Annotated in this window: 16 protein-coding genes; 8 read left to right on the top strand and 8 right to left on the bottom strand. The window is 71.9% G+C overall.

The features are described from left to right. Positions 1-69: 69 nt before the first annotated feature. The 6 genes from glpR to galU form a co-directional block, all read right to left on the bottom strand. Positions 70-1,236: a gephyrin-like molybdotransferase receptor GlpR gene (gene glpR, locus ACIRF8_RS27940; RefSeq protein ID WP_404218989.1), complete on the bottom strand. Its 1,167-nt coding sequence runs from the start codon at positions 1,234-1,236 to the stop codon at positions 70-72. 173 nt (positions 1,237-1,409) lie between these two features. Next, positions 1,410-2,078: a GNAT family N-acetyltransferase gene (locus ACIRF8_RS27935; RefSeq protein ID WP_404219362.1), complete on the bottom strand. Its 669-nt coding sequence runs from the start codon at positions 2,076-2,078 to the stop codon at positions 1,410-1,412. Then, positions 2,075-2,596 carry a molybdenum cofactor biosynthesis protein B gene (locus tag ACIRF8_RS27930; protein ID WP_404218987.1) on the bottom strand — a complete coding sequence of 174 codons (522 nt, stop codon included), beginning with the start codon at positions 2,594-2,596 and terminating at the stop codon, positions 2,075-2,077. Before ACIRF8_RS27930 ends, ACIRF8_RS27935 begins: the two co-directional genes overlap by 4 nt. Continuing rightward, positions 2,593-3,084, bottom strand: a complete 492-nt coding sequence (moaC, locus tag ACIRF8_RS27925) for a cyclic pyranopterin monophosphate synthase MoaC (protein ID WP_404218985.1) — start codon at positions 3,082-3,084, stop codon at positions 2,593-2,595. Before moaC ends, ACIRF8_RS27930 begins: the two co-directional genes overlap by 4 nt. A 96-nt stretch (positions 3,085-3,180) precedes the next feature. After that, the gene (gene glp / locus ACIRF8_RS27920) at positions 3,181-4,542 is read right to left on the bottom strand and encodes a gephyrin-like molybdotransferase Glp (RefSeq protein ID WP_404218983.1); all 1,362 of its coding nucleotides are present in this window, start codon (positions 4,540-4,542) and stop codon (positions 3,181-3,183) included. 4 nt (positions 4,543-4,546) lie between these two features. Continuing rightward, the gene (gene galU / locus ACIRF8_RS27915; RefSeq protein WP_404218981.1) at positions 4,547-5,449 is read right to left on the bottom strand and encodes a UTP--glucose-1-phosphate uridylyltransferase GalU; all 903 of its coding nucleotides are present in this window, start codon (positions 5,447-5,449) and stop codon (positions 4,547-4,549) included. A gap of 94 nt (positions 5,450-5,543) precedes the next feature. Here galU and ACIRF8_RS27910 point away from each other — a divergent pair, with 94 nt between their 5' ends. Further along, positions 5,544-6,167 carry a 5-formyltetrahydrofolate cyclo-ligase gene (locus tag ACIRF8_RS27910; protein WP_404218979.1) on the top strand — a complete coding sequence of 208 codons (624 nt, stop codon included), beginning with the start codon at positions 5,544-5,546 and terminating at the stop codon, positions 6,165-6,167. A gap of 113 nt (positions 6,168-6,280) precedes the next feature. Here ACIRF8_RS27910 and ACIRF8_RS27905 read toward each other — a convergent pair whose 3' ends face one another. Then, complete coding sequence (locus ACIRF8_RS27905) at positions 6,281-9,115, bottom strand: penicillin acylase family protein (RefSeq protein ID WP_404218977.1); 2,835 nt, start codon at positions 9,113-9,115, stop codon at positions 6,281-6,283. A 244-nt stretch (positions 9,116-9,359) separates the two neighbouring features. Between ACIRF8_RS27905 and ACIRF8_RS27900 the strand changes: the two genes are divergently transcribed. From ACIRF8_RS27900 to mscL, 6 genes are all read left to right on the top strand, one after another. Then, positions 9,360-10,928, top strand: a complete 1,569-nt coding sequence (locus tag ACIRF8_RS27900) for a potassium/proton antiporter (protein ID WP_404218975.1) — start codon at positions 9,360-9,362, stop codon at positions 10,926-10,928. 291 nt (positions 10,929-11,219) lie between these two features. Then, positions 11,220-12,539 carry an MFS transporter gene (locus tag ACIRF8_RS27895; protein ID WP_404218973.1) on the top strand — a complete coding sequence of 440 codons (1,320 nt, stop codon included), beginning with the start codon at positions 11,220-11,222 and terminating at the stop codon, positions 12,537-12,539. A gap of 69 nt (positions 12,540-12,608) precedes the next feature. Beyond that, the gene (locus ACIRF8_RS27890) at positions 12,609-12,959 is read left to right on the top strand and encodes an FmdB family zinc ribbon protein (protein ID WP_404218971.1); all 351 of its coding nucleotides are present in this window, start codon (positions 12,609-12,611) and stop codon (positions 12,957-12,959) included. A gap of 95 nt (positions 12,960-13,054) precedes the next feature. After that, a complete protein-coding gene (locus tag ACIRF8_RS27885; RefSeq protein WP_404218969.1) occupies positions 13,055-13,909 on the top strand; it encodes an S-methyl-5'-thioadenosine phosphorylase in 855 nt (284 codons plus the stop codon). Between the two features lie 584 nt (positions 13,910-14,493). Beyond that, positions 14,494-15,051, top strand: coding sequence for an RcpC/CpaB family pilus assembly protein (locus tag ACIRF8_RS27880; RefSeq protein ID WP_404218966.1), 558 nt, complete (start codon positions 14,494-14,496; stop codon positions 15,049-15,051). Between the two features lie 156 nt (positions 15,052-15,207). Continuing rightward, entirely contained in the window at positions 15,208-15,669 is a 462-nt protein-coding gene (gene mscL / locus ACIRF8_RS27875; protein ID WP_404218964.1) for a large conductance mechanosensitive channel protein MscL, read from the top strand. A 42-nt stretch (positions 15,670-15,711) separates the two neighbouring features. On the opposite strand, the gene ACIRF8_RS27870 is transcribed toward mscL, so the two are convergent. Beyond that, the gene (locus tag ACIRF8_RS27870) at positions 15,712-15,894 is read right to left on the bottom strand and encodes a hypothetical protein (RefSeq protein WP_404218961.1); all 183 of its coding nucleotides are present in this window, start codon (positions 15,892-15,894) and stop codon (positions 15,712-15,714) included. A 164-nt stretch (positions 15,895-16,058) separates the two neighbouring features. Between ACIRF8_RS27870 and ACIRF8_RS27865 the strand changes: the two genes are divergently transcribed. Next, entirely contained in the window at positions 16,059-17,129 is a 1,071-nt protein-coding gene (locus tag ACIRF8_RS27865; RefSeq protein WP_404218959.1) for a P1 family peptidase, read from the top strand. Positions 17,130-17,294: the final 165 nt, after the last annotated feature.

Below are 17,294 nucleotides of genomic sequence, written 5' to 3'. Positions count from 1 at the left end.
TGCAACGAGTGAAACTCTAGCATCCCGATCGGGGTGCTTGGAAATCCGCTCCCTGGCTGGTCAGCCGGGTCACTCGTTGGCGGCCCTGGGCCGCCCGTCGCCGCCCGCGGCGCCGACGTCGTACTGATCGAACAGCGGGGTCCTGCCGCGCTCGCGGGAGCGCCGGGCGGAGGCGGCGCGGCGGGCGTCGCTGCGACCGTCGTCGGCGGTCTGCTCCTGCTGCGGCTCGGGCTCGGGCTCGGACTGCTCCGCCGCGGACGAGCGGGCCGCGCTCCAGGTCTCCGGGGCGCCGTAGTCGATGTTCCCCCCGGCGCGGGGGGCGACCGGGGCGGTCACATAGGTGGGCAGCGGCACGGGGACCGGGTCCCAGCTCTCGCCGGGTCCCGGGCGGCGCTGCCGTTCGCGCTGCTGGTCGACCCACTCCGCGTGGTCGGTCTGCTCGACGAGCGCGCGCCGGTCGGCGGCGAGCGCGTCGACCCCGCTGCCGGTGGCGGTCTCGGCGCCGGGTCCGTCCTCCGCGTCTTCGCCGGCGGCGTGCTGCGCTGTGGCCTGGCGCCTGCGCGGCTGCCGCTCCCGCAGGCGCTGCGCGGCGATCTCGGCGCGGCGGCGGTCCATGACGTAGGCGAAGCGGCGTCGTTCCTGGGCGCGCAGATAGACGATGTAGGTGCTGAGCAGCACGGCGGGCGCCGCGGGGGCCCACAGGAACGCGATGCCGCCGACCCCGGCCACGACGGCGCCGGCGGAGAAGGCGACGAAGAGCAGCACGGTGGTGCGGCGGCGGCGCGCGAGGACCTTGGTGCGCCGGGCGCGGGCCTGTGCCTCGGCGGAGGCCGCGGCAGACGAGGTGCGGGGGCGGCGGGGCCCGGTGGGGGCCGTGGGTTGCGGCGCCGGGGTGGGGGCCGGTGCCCGGCGGGGCTCGGGGGCGGGCTCCGCGGGCTCAGGCTCGGGCTCGTCGGCCTGGGGCGTGACGAAGCCCCGGACGTCCACCGCGTCGGTGACCGCGTCCGGGTCCACCGGATCGCCGCGCCGCTCGTCCGTCTCCGGCGAGCGCGTCTGCAAGTCCTTGGCGTACCGGCGCTCCATGCCCGCCCGTCCGGACAGAAGTCGGATGGCGGTGCTGAAGCGTTCCGTCGGACGGGCTTCGTTCAGCTCGTCCTGCCTACGGAGCCACATCGGCACCAAGTAGGCGGCCCAGGCCCCGACGATGACTGCGTAGATGAGGCCGCTGCTGCTCACGCCTCACACCGTAGAGGGGTTTGCGCGGAGCCATCCGCCAATTGAGCCGGTGTGTCGCACGATCTGGCTGATATTTCGAGCATTTTTTGCGACTGGTGCGATCAACTGGCTGACCGGGGTGCGAATTTCAATGGCTCGCCCGGTCGTTCGCCGATCAATTTCGAACATTTATTTTATTTCGAGGGTGCCCCGGGGTCGATCGCGCTGGAGGCGCCCGGACCTGCGGCGTTGCCGCGGCGCCCACGCCGCCAGCGCCTGAGGAGCCCCTCGGGGACCTCTTCGGCGGTGAGGGCGTAGACGAGATGATCGCGCCAGCCGCCGTCGATGTGAAGATACCGTGGACGCAGGCCCTCCTCGCGGAATCCGAGTTTCTCCACGACGCGGCGGCTCGGCCCGTTCTCCGGGCGAATGCAGACCTCGATGCGGTGCAGGCCCACCGTGCGGAAGCAGTGGTCGACGGCGAGCGCGACGGACGTGGGCATCACCCCGCGCCCGGCCACGCCCTGGTCCACCCAGTAGCCGACATGGCCCGAGCACATTGAGCCCCAGGTGATCCCGGCGACCGTCAACTGGCCCACCAGACGGCCCTCGTACTCGATGACGAAGGGCAGCATGCGGCCCGCGTTCGCCTCCGAGCGCAGGTGGCGCACCATCTGCCGGTAGGTCGGGCGGTGGGCGATGGGACCGGTCGGGCTGGGCGGCGGGATCGTCGCCTCCCACGGGCGCAGCCAGTCGCGGTTGCGGCGGTTGACCTCGCGCCAGGCGCGCTGGTCGCGCAGCCTTATCGGGCGGAGGACGACGTCGCCCTCCGTCAGGACGACGGGCCAGGACGGGCTGTTCAGTGCGCACCCCCTGTGGCGTGGGCGTCGGGTCTCGGGTGGTCGCCGCCGCGGAGCTGGTCCACGGCGTGCGTCAGCAGCGGTGCCAGGACGGCGAGACCGTCCCGCACGCCACCGCTCGAACCCGGCAGGTTCACGATCAGTGTGCGCCCGGCGACTCCGGCGAGGCCACGGGAGAGCGCGGCGGTGGGCACGTGCTGCCGTCCGTGGGCACGGATCGCCTCGGGGATGCCCGGCACCTCGTGGTCGATGACGCGGGCCGTGGCCTCGGGGGTGCGGTCGGTGGGCGAGATCCCGGTGCCGCCGGTGGTGACGACCACGTCGTACGCGGCCTCGACCGCGGCGCGCAGGGCGGCCTCCACGGGGTCGCCGTCCGGCACGACCTGGGGGCCCGTGACGTCGAAGCCCAGCTTCTCCAGGGCCGCGGCGATCAAGGGGCCGCCCTTGTCCTCGTAGACCCCGGCGGCGGCGCGGTTGGAGGCGGTGACGACCAGGGCGCGGTAGGCGGCGGTCCCGGTCATGCCCGGTCCTCGCGCTTCCAGTCGCCGGACTTGCCACCCGTCTTCTCCTCGACGCGGATGTCCGTGATGACGGCTCCCTTGTCGACCGCCTTGACCATGTCGACGACGGTGAGCGCGGCGACCGAGACCGCCGTGAGGGCCTCCATCTCGACGCCCGTACGGTCCGTCGTCCGCACCGTGGCCCGGATCTCCACCGCGTCGTCCGCCACGGACAGGTCCAGCTCCACGCCGGAGACGGCCAGCGGGTGACAGAGCGGGATGAGGTCCGGGGTGCGCTTCGCCCCCATGATCCCGGCGATACGGGCCGTCGCCAGGGCGTCGCCCTTGGGCATGCCCTCGCCGCGCAGCAGTTCGATCACGCGCGGCGAGACGAGGACACGGCCGCCGGCGCGGGCGGTGCGCGCGGTGACGTCCTTCTGCGAGACGTCGACCATGCGGGCGGCGCCCGCCTCGTCGATGTGGGTGAGTCGGTCCTGCGAAGTGCTCATGGTGCTGTGGCGCTCCCGATGCGAGCCGTGCGCGGTGCGGCGCGCCGGACTGTCTGTGCGCGACACGGTATCGCGGCCCCCCGGCGCCCGGCCCGGTCAGCCCAGCAGGACCACGTCGACCTCCGTGCCGGGCTCCACCGATGTCACGTCCTCACCGACCACGATCAGCGCGTCAGCCTGGGCGAGCGCGGCGATCAGGTGCGAACCGGAGCCGCCGACGGGGGCGACCTCGCCCTTCTCGGCGTCGTACGCGCCTCGCAGGAACTGGCGTCGGCCCCCGGGCGAGGTCAGCGCCTTGTCGGCGGTGAGCACCGCGCGCGTGGTGGGGCGGTGCACGGAGGCTGCGGGCAGGCCCATCAGCGCGCGGATCGCGGGCCGCACGAACAGCTCGAAGGAGACATAGCTGGAGACCGGGTTGCCCGGCAGGGCGAGCAGCGGGGTGTGGTCGGGGCCGACGGAGCCGAAGCCCTGCGGCTTTCCGGGCTGCATGGCGAGCTTGCGGAACTCGACGCCGCCGCCCGCGCCGATGCCGCCCTCCTCGTCCGGGTCGCCGATCGAGGACAGGGCCTCCTTCACGACGTCGTACGCGCCCACGCTGACACCGCCCGTCGTGACGACGAGGTCGGCGCGGATGAGCTGGTCCTCGATGGTGGAGCGGAGCGTCTCCGCGTCGTCGGCGACGGCCCCGACCCGGTAGGCGAGGGCTCCCGCGTCCCGCGCCGCGGCCGTGAGGGCGAAGCTGTTGGAGTCGTAGATCTGGCCCTCGTGCAACTGCTCGCCCGGCTGGACGAGTTCGCTGCCGGTGGAGACGACGACGACGCGCGGGCGCGGGTGCACCCGTACGGTGCCGCGGCCGATCGCGGCGAGCAGGGCGATCTGCGGCGGGCCGAGCACCGTGCCCGCCGTGAGGGCGCGGTCACCGGCCCGGACGTCGCTGCCCTGCGCGCGTACGTGCGCGCGTGCCTCGGCGGGGCGGTGGACGCGGACCTCGCCCGAGGCGCCCTCGGGGGCGGTGGAGTGGGCGGCCATCGAGGAGGCCGGGCCCGCGCCGAGCCCGCCGTCGGTCCACTCCACGGGGACGACGGCCTCGGCGCCGGGCGGCAGGGGGGCGCCGGTCATGATGCGGGCGGCCTGGCCGGGGCCGACGGTGGGCTGCCCGGAAGGACCGACCTGGCCCGCCGCGACGTCGCCGATCACCGTGAGTACGGCGGGGTACTCCTCGCTCGCGGCGGCGACGTCGGCGACGCGCACCGCGTACCCGTCCATCGAGCTGTTGTCGAACGGCGGCAGCGAGACGGGCACCGTCACGTCCTCGACGAGCACGCAGCCCTGGGCGTCGAGGAGCTGGAGCTCGATGGGGTCGAGCGGGTGGACGGTGCTGAGGATGTCCTCCAGGTGCTCGTCCACCGACCACAACTGCTGCTGGCCGGCGCTGGACGAGGTGGTCGCGCTGCTCAAGGTGCTACATCTCCTCGGTGACGTAACTGCGAAGCCAGGCACGGAAGTCCGGGCCCAGGTCCTCACGTTCGCATGCGAGTCTGACAATGGCACGCAGATAGTCGCCCCGGTCGCCGGTGTCATAGCGGCGGCCCTTGAAGACGACGCCGTGCACCGGGCCGCCGATCTTCTCGTCCGCGGCGAGCTGCTGGAGGGCGTCGGTGAGCTGGATCTCGCCGCCGCGCCCCGGCTCGGTCCGGCGCAGCACGCCGAAGACGGCCGGGTCCAGGACGTAGCGGCCGATGACGGCGTAGTGGGACGGGGCGTCGGCCGCGTCCGGCTTCTCCACCAGGTCGGTGACCTGGACGACGTCCTCGTCCTCGGTGGCCTGGACGGCGGCGCAGCCGTAGAGGTGGATCTGGGACGCCTCGACCTCCATGAGGGCGACGACGCTGCCGCCGTGCCGTTCCTGGACCTCGACCATGCGGGCGAGCAGCGGGTCGCGCGGGTCGATCAGGTCGTCGCCCAGGAGGACCGCGAAGGGCTCGTCGCCGACGTGGGGAGCGGCGCAGAGCACGGCGTGGCCCAGGCCCTTGGGGTCGCCCTGGCGCACGTAGTGCATGGTCGCCAGGTCGCTGGACTCCTGGACCTTCGTCAGGCGGGCCGCGTCGCCCTTCTTCTGGAGGGCCGACTCCAGCTCGTAGTTGCGGTCGAAGTGGTCCTCCAACGGCCGCTTGTTGCGACCCGTGATCATCAGGACGTCGTCGAGACCCGCGGACGCGGCCTCTTCGACCACGTACTGGATCGCGGGCTTGTCCACCACGGGAAGCATCTCCTTGGGAGTCGCTTTCGTGGCCGGCAGGAACCGGGTGCCGAGACCCGCGGCAGGGATGACAGCCTTGGTGATCCTGGTGTGCGCGTCAGTCATGCCCGTCACCCTATCCGGCACCTATGGGCGGAATCTGTGGGTCCGCTTTGTTGGCACATATATGCGTGGACAAGGAGAGGTTTGTGAACCGGCCATGAGCCAGTACCCGGAGAGCGCGCCCGGCGCCCACCCTGACAAGCGCGCGTTGCGGCGAGAACTCCTCGCGGTGAGGAACGCGTTGCCCGTGCATGACGTGCGGGCGGCGGAGACGGTTCTCGCCGAGCGGGCCTTCGAGGTGGCCGAGCTGGCGGGCGCGCGCACCGTCGCGGCGTACGTCTCCGTGGGGGGCGAGCCGGGCACGGCGGCGCTCCTGGACGCCCTCCGCGCGCGCGGGATGCGGGTTCTGCTGCCGGTGCTGCTGCCCGACAACGATCTGGACTGGGGGACGTACGAGGGGCCCTCCTCGCTCGTCCGCGTCCAGTACCCGGGGAAGATGGCCCTCTTGGAGCCGGGCGGCGAGCGGCTCGGACCTGACGCCGTGACGACCGCCGACGTCGTGCTGCTGCCCGGGCTCGCCGTGGACGCGCGCGGGATGCGGCTCGGCCGGGGCGGCGGCTCGTACGACAGGGTGCTGGCGCGTCTTGCGGCGGCCGGTGCGCACCCCGCCCTCGTCGTGCTGCTCTACGACGCCGAAGTCGTCCCGCACGTCCCGGCGGAGGCGCACGACAAGGCGGTGCACGCCGTGGTGACACCATCGGGCGCGCGCCGCTTCACCTAGCGAACGAGGGCTCCAAACGGACCAGGGCTCCAGAAGAGGGCTCCAATGCCGAAAGGGGCCTCCACGCGCGCGTGGAGGCCCCTTTCGGCATAGCCACTCCTACTGCTACTGCCCTACGGCTTGAGGACCAACGTGTCCGAGGTGTCGGCGCCGACGGCCTTCTCGGTGAAGCGCCACGGCAGCAGCTCGCCCTTGACCCACTTGTCGGTCTGGTCCGTGTAGTGGGCGCTGTAGGTGTGGCCCGAGGCGCCCGTGAGGTTGATCCACCTGGACTTGTCGAGGTCTCCCAGGTTGACCACCATGCGCATCGACGGGACCCAGTCGACGCCGTAGCCGCCCGCCGCGTTCCAGCCGGTGGCGTTGACGGCCGCCTCGCCGCCGCCGAGCTTCCAGGGGCCGCGGTTCAGTACGTACTGGAGCCAGCCCGGGCCCTCGGTGCCGAGGGTCTGGTTCTTCAGCTCCAGCTTGTGCAGGCGGCCCCAGCTCCAGGTGTCGATGTCCTTGCCGAGCTTGGCCGTGAGGTCCCAGCGGGCGTCCTTCATGGCGCGGGCGAGGAGTTGGTCACGGGTGGCCGTCGGGGCGTTGTTGCGGTTGCCCGGCGTCTTCCACCACTCGTTCTTCTCATCGTTGATGATCTTGCGGACGACCTCGAACCAGCGGTCGCCGCCGTCCGGCTGCGCCGTGTGCGCGTCCCGCCGGCCGCACTCGCGGACCTTGCGGTCCTCGTCGGCCGGGCCGGTGTTGTCGACCGGCGTGACGCTCAGGCACTGCCCCTCGATCCGCAGCTCCTTGGGCAGCTTGTTGCCGAAGGCGAGCTTCAGGATGTTGCGCCACACGGAGTTGAAGTACGCCGCCGCCGCCGAGTCCGGGTTCTGGGTGTAGTCCCAGTTCTCCAGGAGCTGCTGCGCCTGACGGACGTAGCCGTCCTTGACGTCGATCTTGAGCAGCTTGGGCACGAGCAGCTTGGCGATCTCGCTGCTGTTGTCCATCTGCATGGTGCGCATGTCGTCGGTGGAGATCTTCCCGCCACCGTCGATCTTCGACTTGATGAGGTCGGTGATCCGCTGGCTGCGGGTGCCGTAGCCCCAGTCCTTGGTGAGCGTGTAGGGGTAGTCCTTGCCGACGACCGCCTGGTTGGCGGTCACGATGTAGCCGCGCTCGGGGTCGTACTCGTAGGGCAGTTCGTCCTGCTTGATGTAGCCGGTCCACTTGTATTCCGGGTCCCAGCCGGGCGCGGGCAGCGAGCCGTCGCCCTCGCCGCGCATCGGGATGCGGCCGGGCAACTGGTAACCGATGTGGCCCTCGACGTCGGCGTACGTGAGGTTCTGCGAGGGCACCTCGAAGTCGGCGGCGGCCTCGCGGAACTCGGTCCAGTTCTTCGCCTTGTCGATCTCGAAGACGGCGTCCATGGTGTTGCCGGGGTCGAGCGCGGTCCAGCGCAGCGCGATGCCGTAGCCGTCGCCGCGGTCGGGGGCCGTGGTGCCCACGGGGGCCTTCTTGCCGACCTTGACGAGTTCGTCGTTGCGGTCGGAGAGCAGGGGCCCGTTGTTGGTCTCACGGACGGTGATCGTCTTGGACGTGCCGCCGGCGACCTTGATGACTTCCTCGCGCGTCTTGAAGCGCACGGTCTTGTCGTCGTACAGGTAGCCGTCGCCGTCGAACCGCTCCAGGTAGAGGTCGGTCACGTCGGCGCCCGAGTTGGTCAGGCCCCAGGAGATGTCCTCGTTGTGGCCGATGACCACGCCCGGCATCCCGGCGAAGGTGTAACCCGTCACGTCGTACTGGCACTTCGAGGAGACGCTCGTGCAGTGCAGCCCCATCTGGTACCAGACGGAGGGCAGTTGCGGCGCCAGGTGCGGGTCGTTGGCGAGCAGCGGCTTGCCGGTGATGGTGTGGTCGCCGGAGACGACCCACGAGTTGGAGCCGATGCCGTTGCCGTTGGGTCCGAGGCCCGCGGAGTCGGGGATCTGGTCCAGGGCGTCGGCGAGGCCGCCCAACTGGCTCTGGAGGCCGCTGGAGGCCCCTGTGCCGCCCGTTGTGCCGCCCGTCAGGCCGGTACCCGCCGTCGACCCGCCGGTGCCCGTCGTGGTCCCGCCGGTGCCCGTCGTGGTCCCGCCCGTACCCGCCGTCGTCCCGCCGGTGCCGGTCTGTGTCCGCGAGCCGGAGGCCGAGGTGTCGTACGTGCCCGTGGCGCTGTCGTAGGCGCCCTCCTGCACGATCGGCTTGTGCCGGTCGTAGGGATACTCCGGGTAGAGGTCCTTGATCTGCTTGGCGCTGAGGCGGCTCGTCATCAAGGAGCGGTCGATCTCGTCCTGCATGTTGCCGCGCAGGTCCCAGGCCATCGCCTTCAGCCAGGCGACGGAGTCGACCGGGGTCCACTCCTGCGGCTTGTAGTCGTTCTCGAAGCCGAGCGCCACGTACTCCGCGGAGATCGCCTTGGCGCTCTTGCCCGCCAGGTAGGAGTTGACCCCCTTGGAGTACGCCTGGAGGTACTTCTTCGTCGCGGGCGACAGTTTGGAGTCGTACTCCTTCTGCGCCACCCGGTGCCAGCCCAGGGTGCGCAGGAACTCATCGGTCTTGACCTGGCTCTTGCCGAACATTTCGGAGAGCCGCCCGGAGGTCGTATGACGGCGCACGTCCATCTCGTAGAACCGGTCCTGCGCCTGCACGAACCCCTGCGCCATGAACAGGTCCTCGTCCGAGGACGCGTAGATCTGCGGGATGCCGTAACCGTCCCGCTTGACCTGTACGGGCCCGTCGAGCCCGTCGAGCCGGACCGAACCCGTGGTCTGCGGCAAGGAGGCGCGCACGCTGTCGACGCCCCAATAGGCCCCGTATCCGATGCCCGCGACGACGGCCAACACCAGGACGATCACGAGCAGTCGGGCTCGGCGCCCCTTCTTCTTGCCGGACTGGCGACCGGCGGAGGGCTTCGTGGAGGAGGGCATCGCGATCCTTGCTGTCCTTCGCTAGCGGCTGGCTGGAGCAACCATACGAGCAGTGCGGTGCGGGCCCGGACGCGGAGTCAGGAAGCGGGCCCGTCCGGACGTTGCGGGAGCCCGCGCGGCACGGCCCGAAGGAGGCCGGAGGGAGGGCCCGAGCGATGGCCCGAGCGATGGCCCGAGCGATGGCCCGAGCATCAAGAAAGCGTTAACGATTAGGTAAGGTAACGAAGTACCTCGCTCGTCGACCATGGAGCGAGGCCCCCGCATCTCCGACACCCGCCCCTGCGACGACCTCTCGCGGAAGGACCAGCCCCTGACTGTCCACCACCTCAACCAGCTCCTGCTCGTGAGCGCGCTCGTGCTGCTCATCGCGGTCGCCGCGGTACGTGTCTCCTCGCGCAGCGGACTGCCCAGCCTGCTCCTCTACCTGGGCATCGGCATCGCCATGGGTCAGGACGGCATCGGCGACGTCTCCTTCAGCGACGCCGAGTTGACGCAGGTCATCGGCTACGCGGCCCTCGTCGTGATCCTCGCCGAAGGCGGCCTGGGCACGAAGTGGAAGGAGATCAAACCGGCGCTCCCCGCGGCCGTCGCCCTGTCGCTCGTGGGCGTCGCGGTGAGCGTGGGGGTGACGGCGGCGGGCGCGCACTACCTGGTGGGCCTCGCATGGCACCAGGCCCTCATCATCGGCGCCGTGGTGTCCTCCACGGACGCGGCGGCCGTCTTCTCCGTCCTGCGCAAGGTGCCCCTCCCGTCGCGCATCACCGGCGTCCTGGAGGCGGAGTCGGGCTTCAACGACGCCCCTGTCGTCATCCTCGTCGTCGCGTTCTCGGCCGCGGGCCCGGTGGAGCACTGGTACGTCCTGGTCGGCGAGATCGCCCTGGAACTCGTCATCGGCGCCGCCCTCGGCCTCACCGTCGGCTGGCTCGGCTCCTACGGGCTGCGGCACGTCGCACTGCCCGCCTCCGGCCTCTACCCCATCGCCGTCATGGCCATCGCCACGGTCGCCTATGCCGCGGGCGCCATGGCCCACGGCAGCGGCTTCCTCGCCGTCTACCTGGCCGCCATGGTCATGGGCAACGCCAAGCTGCCGCACTGGCCGGCCACCCGCGGCTTCGCCGAAGGACTCGGCTGGATCGCGCAGATCGGCATGTTCGTGCTGCTGGGGCTGCTCGTCACACCGCACGAGCTGACCGACGACATCGTGCCCGCGCTCGTCATCGGGCTCGTCCTCACCGTGGTCGCGCGCCCCCTGGAGGTCATCCTCAGCCTGGCGCCGTTCCGCATACCGTGGCGGGAACAGGCCCTCATGTCGTGGGCCGGGCTGCGCGGCGCCGTGCCCATCATCCTGGCGACTATCCCGATGGTGACCGGCGTCGAGGGCAGCCACCGGATCTTCAACATCGTCTTCGTGCTGGTCGTCGTCTACACCCTCATCCAGGGCCCGACCCTGCCGTGGCTCGCCAGGAAGCTGAAACTCGGCACGTCGGAGGAGGCCGCCGACCTCGGCATCGAGTCCGCGCCGCTGGAGCGGCTGCGCGGGCACCTGCTGTCCGTGTCCGTCCCCGAGGGCTCCCGGATGCACGGCGTGGAGGTCGGCGAACTACGGCTGCCCAAGGGCGCCGCCGTCACCCTGGTCGTGCGCGAGGGCACCTCCTTCGTGCCGTCCCCCACCACGGTGCTGCGCCACGGCGACGAACTCCTGGTCGTGGCCACCGACCCGGTGCGTGACGCGGCCGAGGCGCGGCTGCGCGCCGTCGCCCAGGGCGGCAAGCTCGCCGGCTGGCTGGGCACAGGGGGCGAAACCGCCCGTTAACATGGTGGGGCGGACCAAAGATCCACATAGCTGCGATCGCCGCACCGAAGAACCACGATCCCAAGATCTACGAACCACCGACTCTGCCTGATGTAGAGCCGGCGCGACCGCAAAGCGGCCGCGGTCCCCTTGCAGTGCCGCCCTCGAAGTGGCCGCACCGCCTGGCCCAGGGCCTCTCCTGGCGCGGACCGCAGGTATCACTCGGTTCCCGGCGCATATGAGGACGGCTCTCGGCCCGGTACCCCTCGACCAGGGGAGACCGGGCCACCAGGCGGCAGAAAGGCGAGGGCCGTGCCAGAGAAGGCCACGGTTTTCGACACCCCCGACGTGACCCCCGACGTACGTCCGGGCTACGGACAGTTGCTGCGCACCCGCGGGGCCTGGACGTTCCTGCTCCCCGGCTTCGCGGCACGCCAGCCGTTCGCGATGCTGACCATCTCCATCGTGCTGCTCGTCCAGCACACCTCCGGCTCGTACGGGACCGCCGGCGCGGTCTCCGCGACGACCGGGGTCTCCATGGCACTGTTCGCGCCCTACAGCGGCAAACTGGCCGACCGCCTCGGCCAGCGGGCCGTCCTGCTCCCCGGCGTCCTCGTGCACTGCGCCTCGGGGATCGCCCTGACCGCCCTCGCCCTGTCCGGGGCGCCCACGTGGACCCTGTTCCTCGCGGCCGTGCCGACAGGCGCCTCCACGCCCCAGGTCGGGCCCATGGTGCGGGCCCGGTGGGGCGTCACGCTCCAGGGCTCGCCGCTGATGCAGACCGCGGCCGCCTTCGAGTCGGTCACCGACGAGTTCACGTTCGTCCTCGGGCCGCTGTTCGCCACCGCGCTGTGCACGGGCGTCAACCCGGCCGCCGGGCTCGTCACGGAAGCCGCGCTCACCCTGGTCGGCGGCCTGCTGTTCGCCGCCCAGAAGGGCACGCAGCCCACCCCGTCGGCCCGGGCCCGCGACGAACACGGGTCCTCGGCTCCGCACGCGCGCGTGGAGCACGTCTCCGCGCTCCGCGTCCCCGGCGTGCGGGTGCTCATCGTGACGTTCCTCGGCATCGGCTCCGTCTTCGGCGGCATGCAGGTCTCGCTCGCCGCCTACACCGAGGCGATCGGCGAGCCCGGCCTCAACGGCGTCCTCTACGGAACCTTCGCCGCGGGCAACATGCTCTCCGGCATCGTCTGCGGCGCCATCGCCTGGAAGATCGCGCCGCAGCGCCGCCTGCTCGTCGCCTACACCGCCCTGGCGCTGACCGCGTCCGGCCTGTGGGCGGCACAGTCAGTACTGCTGCTCGCCGGACTCGGGCTGCTGGTCGGCGTCTGCATCGCGCCCGCCCTGATCACCGGCTACACCCTCGTCGAGTCGATCGTCCCCGCGGGCTCCCGCACCGAGGCCTTCACCTGGCTGACCGGCGCCGTCGCCTTCGGCCAGGCGGTCGCCGTGACGGTCGCGGGCCAGCTTGAGGACCGGTTCTGGGACGGCGCCGGGTTCCTGGTCCCGATGGCGGGCACCGTGCTCGCCCTCGGGGTCATGTACCTGCTGCGCTCGCGGCTCGTACCGGCGCCCTCGGGACGCACCGTGGCACGTGGCGTGGGTCACCGACAGCCGGTGACAGTGGACTGATCTCGCGGAATACGTCACTATGGACCGTCGTTAGCACTCATCGAGTGAGAGTGCCAGGAGGAAGACACAGTGCCGACTTACCAGTACCAGTGCACCGAGTGCGGCGAAGGCCTCGAGGCGGTGCAGAAGTTCACCGACGACGCCCTCACCGAGTGCCCCAACTGCGGTGGCCGCCTGAAGAAGGTTTTCTCGGCTGTCGGCATCGTCTTCAAGGGCTCGGGCTTCTACCGCAACGACAGCCGCGGCTCCTCGTCGAGCAGCACCCCGGCGACGTCGTCCTCGAAGTCGACCTCCGACGCGTCGTCCTCGACCTCGTCGTCCTCTTCCTCGTCCTCGGACACGAAGTCGTCGTCGAGCTCGTCCGGCTCCTCGACGTCCAGCAGCTCGGCCGGTTCCTCCAGCTCGTCGTCCGCCGCCTAGGCGCGACCTTCCGCGAGTTCCGCGCGACGCACCAGACCCCGCCGTCCCCGACGGCGGGGTCCTCGGCGTTTCCGCCCTTGGTTACTGTGCTGACCATGGCGACCAACGCGAACACCCGTGCCGATGCCGAGATCGGCGTGATCGGCGGCTCCGGCTTCTACTCGTTCCTCGACGACGTGACCGAGGTCCAGGTGGACACCCCCTACGGGCCTCCCAGCGACTCGCTCTTCCTGGGGGAGGTCGCCGGGCGCCGCGTCGCCTTCCTGCCCCGCCACGGGCGCGGCCACCATCTGCCGCCGCACCGCATCAACTACCGCGCCAATCTGTGGGCGCTGCGCTCGGTGGGCGTACGCCAGGTCCTCGGCCCCTGCGCGGTCGGCGGGCTCCGGCCGGAGTACGGGCCGGGGACGCTGCTGGTGCCGGACCAGTTCGTCGACCGTACGAAGTCGCGGGCGCAAACCTACTTCGACGGGTTGCCGCTGCCGGACGGGACCGTGCCGAACGTCGTGCACGTCTCGCCCGCCGACCCGTACTGCCCGACGGGCCGCAAGGTCGCCGTGAAGGCCGCGCGCGGCAAGGACTGGGAGCCCGTGGACGGCGGCACGCTCGTCGTGGTCGAGGGCCCGCGCTTCTCGACCCGCGCCGAATCGCGGTGGCACGCCGCGATGGGCTGGTCGGTGGTCGGCATGACCGGGCACCCGGAGGCGATGCTCGCCCGTGAACTGGAGCTCTGCTACACGTCCTTGACCCTCGTCACGGATCTCGACGCCGGCGCCGAGACCGGTGAGGGCGTCTCGCACGACGAGGTGCTCAAGGTGTTCGCGGCGAACGTGGGCCGCCTGCGGACGGTGCTGTTCGACGCGGTCGCGGGCTTGCCGACCACCGAGGAGCGGGACTGTCTGTGCACCGGGGCGCTCGGGGGCATGAACCCGGGGATCCGGCTGCCGTGACGCGCAGTGCTTGAACCGGTCGAGGTGGCCGGGGCGGTTGAGGTGGCCGGGGCGGTTGAGGTGGCCGGGTCGGTCGCTACGGCCGGGGCGGTTGAGGTGGCCGGGGCGGTCGAGGTGGCCGGGGCGGTCGAGGTGGCCGGGGCGGTCGAGGTGGCCGGGGCGGTCGAGACAGCCGGGTCAGTCGCGACAGCCGGGGCGGTCGCGACAGCCGGGGCGGTCGCGACGGCTCGGTCGGTCGCGACGGCCTGGTCAGTCACGACGGCTCGGTCAGTCACGACGGCTCGGTCAGTCACGACGGCTCGGTCGGTCGAGACGGCCGGGTCAGTCACGACGGCTCGGTCAGTCACGACAGCCGGTTCGGTCACGACGGCTCGACCGGTCGAAACGGCCGGGTCAGTCACGACAGCCGGGGCAGTCACGACAGCTCGGTCGGCGCCCGGTTTCGCCTTGTGGGTGACGGAGTTGTCCACAACCCGGCGGTAGTACACGGGGCTCAGCGGGCGGCGGCGGAGAGGTGGATCGTGGTCGGTGCGACGGGATGACCCCCGTCACCCATCCGACCCGACCCACAGGCGGTGACGGCCATGTCCGCGACGACTCTCCCGGCCCAGCTCAGCACTCCCCCGACGTCCGAGGTGCCCTCCTTCCCTCCCGTACGCGTACGGGGCCCGCGGTGGCGGCCCGGACGGGCGGGGCGGCGTCGGCGCGGGCCGGCCGTCGTCGCGGGCCTCGCCCTGGCCGCGGCGGCGCTGGCGGCAGGGGTGCCCTCGTCCGACGCGGGGCCGGGGCACGAGAGGGCGCAGTCGCCGCCCGGGGAGCGGGCGCGTGAGCCCGCCGTGTCGGTCTCGGTGTCGGCGCCGGTGCGGATCGCGGACGCGGGGGCGGTGCGGCTGCTGCGGCCGGGCGACCGGGTGGATGTGGTGGCGGCGCGGGCGGACGGCAGGCCCGGCGTGCGGGTCCTCGCCTCGCGGGCCCGGGTGACATCCGTACCGGAGGTGCCCGAGGAGGGGACGACCCCGGACCAGGCGGGTGCGCCCATGGCCGCGGGCGGATCGCTGGTGGTGCTGTCGGTGGGCCGTGCCACGGCCGTGCGGCTCGCGGGCGCCGGGGCCAACTCCCGCCTGGCGGTGACGTTGTGGTGAGGGCACGCGTGCGGGCCTGGGCGAAAGCCGTGGCGGCGTACGTGTCATCGCCCCGTCCCTCGATCGAGTTACCGGATTGGACAGGTCTGACCCGTGCTGTCGTAGGTTGCGAAGCCGTTTGCTCCGGACCCGGCGCACGTGACGAAAGGCCCCTTGGTGAGCGAGAAGAAACAGCCGAGCCTGTGGGAGGGCTTCAAGACCTTCCTGATGCGCGGCAACGTGATCGATCTGGCGGTCGCGGTCGTCATCGGTGCCGCGTTCACCAACATCGTGAACGCGGTGGTGAAGGGCGTCATCAACCCGATCGTCGGCGCCTTCGGCACCCAGGACCTGGAGGGCTACACGTCCTGCCTGAAGGGCCCGTGCACCGGCGACGACGGCATCGAGATCCTGTGGGGCTCGGTCCTCAGCGCGGCGCTCGCCTTCCTCATCACGGCCGCGGTCGTCTACTTCCTGATGGTGCTGCCGATGGCCAAGTACCTGGCCCGGCAGGCCGCGCGCAAGGCGGCGAAGGAAGGGGCGCAGGAGACCATCGAGGTCTCCGAGCTGGAAGTGCTCAAGGAGATCCGCGACACGCTCGTGGCGCAGCGCGGCGGCTCGGGACACCCCGAGTCCTAGGGTCTGTCCGCCTGAGACCCGCCCGCCCACCCCGGCGGGGCCTCAGATGTGGTGGGGCGGCTTCTCGTCGAGGAAGCGGGCCAGGTCGGCGGCGCCGCTGTCACCGGCCGTGGGTCGCTCGCCCCAGCCGCGGTCCGTGTCGTCGGCGGACTGGGCCGTCAGCGGATCGTCGAAGATCAGCGCGGCCTTCGGGTCTCGCGGCTCGGGCCGGGGGGCGTCACTCATGAATCCAGGGTACGTCCCGGCGCCGGTCTTCGGCCGAGGACAGAGGCGCCCGGAGAACAGGAGGCAGAAGACGGAGGACAGAGGCGCCCACCTCTAGGCGCCGCGCGGGCTACGTACGGCGCCGCGCAGGCTACGCACGGCGCATCCCGTGCTACGCAAGGCACATGACGACGACGTTCAACAACGCCCTCACCGACGTGACCGGCGTGCGGGTCGGGCATGCCACCCGCGTCGGGGACGGATTTCTGACCGGGACCACCGTCGTGCTCGCCCCCGAGGGCGGCGCGGTCACCGCCGTCGATGTGCGCGGCGGCGGCCCCGGCACCCGGGAGACGGACGCGCTCGACCCGCGCAACCTGGTGCAGCGCATCGAGGCGATCGTCCTGACGGGCGGCAGCGCGTACGGGCTCGACTCCGCGTCCGGCGTGATGGCCTGGCTGGAGGAGCACGGCCGTGGGGTCCCGGCGGGCGGGCCGGGGCGCGTCGTCCCGGTGGTCCCCGCGGCCTGCGTCTTCGACCTCGGCCGTGGCGGCGACTGGGGTGCGCGCCCGGATGCCGCGACGGGCCGCGCCGCGGTGGCCGCCGCGGCGGCGACGGATCCGTGCTCCCCTGTGCCGGAGGGGAATGTGGGCGCGGGCACCGGGGCGCTCGTCGGGCCCTTGCGCGGCGGTGTCGGCACGGCGTCCGCCGTGCTCGGCTCGGGGATCACGGTGAGCGCGCTGGTGGTCGCCAATGCGGCGGGTTCGGCGCTGGATCCGGCGACCGGGGCGTTGTACGGGGAGTTCTTCGCGGGCCGGGGACCTGTGACGTACCCCGCGCCCGGTGTGCACCGGGCGGCGAGCGACCGGTTGGCCGCCGCCACGGCGGCGAACACCCCTCTGCCCCTCGCGGACCCGACCCCGCCGCCGCTCAACACCACCCTCGCCGTCGTCGCCACCGACGCCGATCTCAGCCGCGCACAGGCGCAGAAGGTCGCGGGCACCGCGCACGACGGGATCGCGCGCGCCGTCCGCCCCGTGCATCTGCTCAACGACGGTGACACGGTCTTCGCCCTCGCTACCGGCGCACACCCGCTCGACGCCGCGAACCCGCTCGCGCTCAACGAGATCCTGGCCACCGGCGCGGACCTGGTGACGCGCGCGATCGTACGGGCCGTGCGCGCGGCGGAGTCGGTCCACGGCCCCGGCGGCACGTACCTGTCCTATAGCGACCTCTATGCGCCTCCGGGGGCGTGACGGGTCCCGCTACGTAACAGAACTGTCCCTGTGTCCACCTTCACAACAAGCGGAAGGAACCTCTCCAGGCGTCTCGGGCTCTCTCCACACATCGGGCAACCACGGCAACCGCCGGGAAGCCCGCGAAGAGCAGCAAAGAAGCTGAACGCCACCGAAGACCCTCAG

The sequence above is a fragment of the Streptomyces sp. NPDC102406 genome, from assembly GCF_044765725.1.
Lineage (GTDB): Bacteria > Actinomycetota > Actinomycetes > Streptomycetales > Streptomycetaceae > Streptomyces.
The sequence above is the reverse complement of the archived record's forward strand: the minus strand, read 5'-3'. Positions and strand labels throughout refer to the sequence as shown.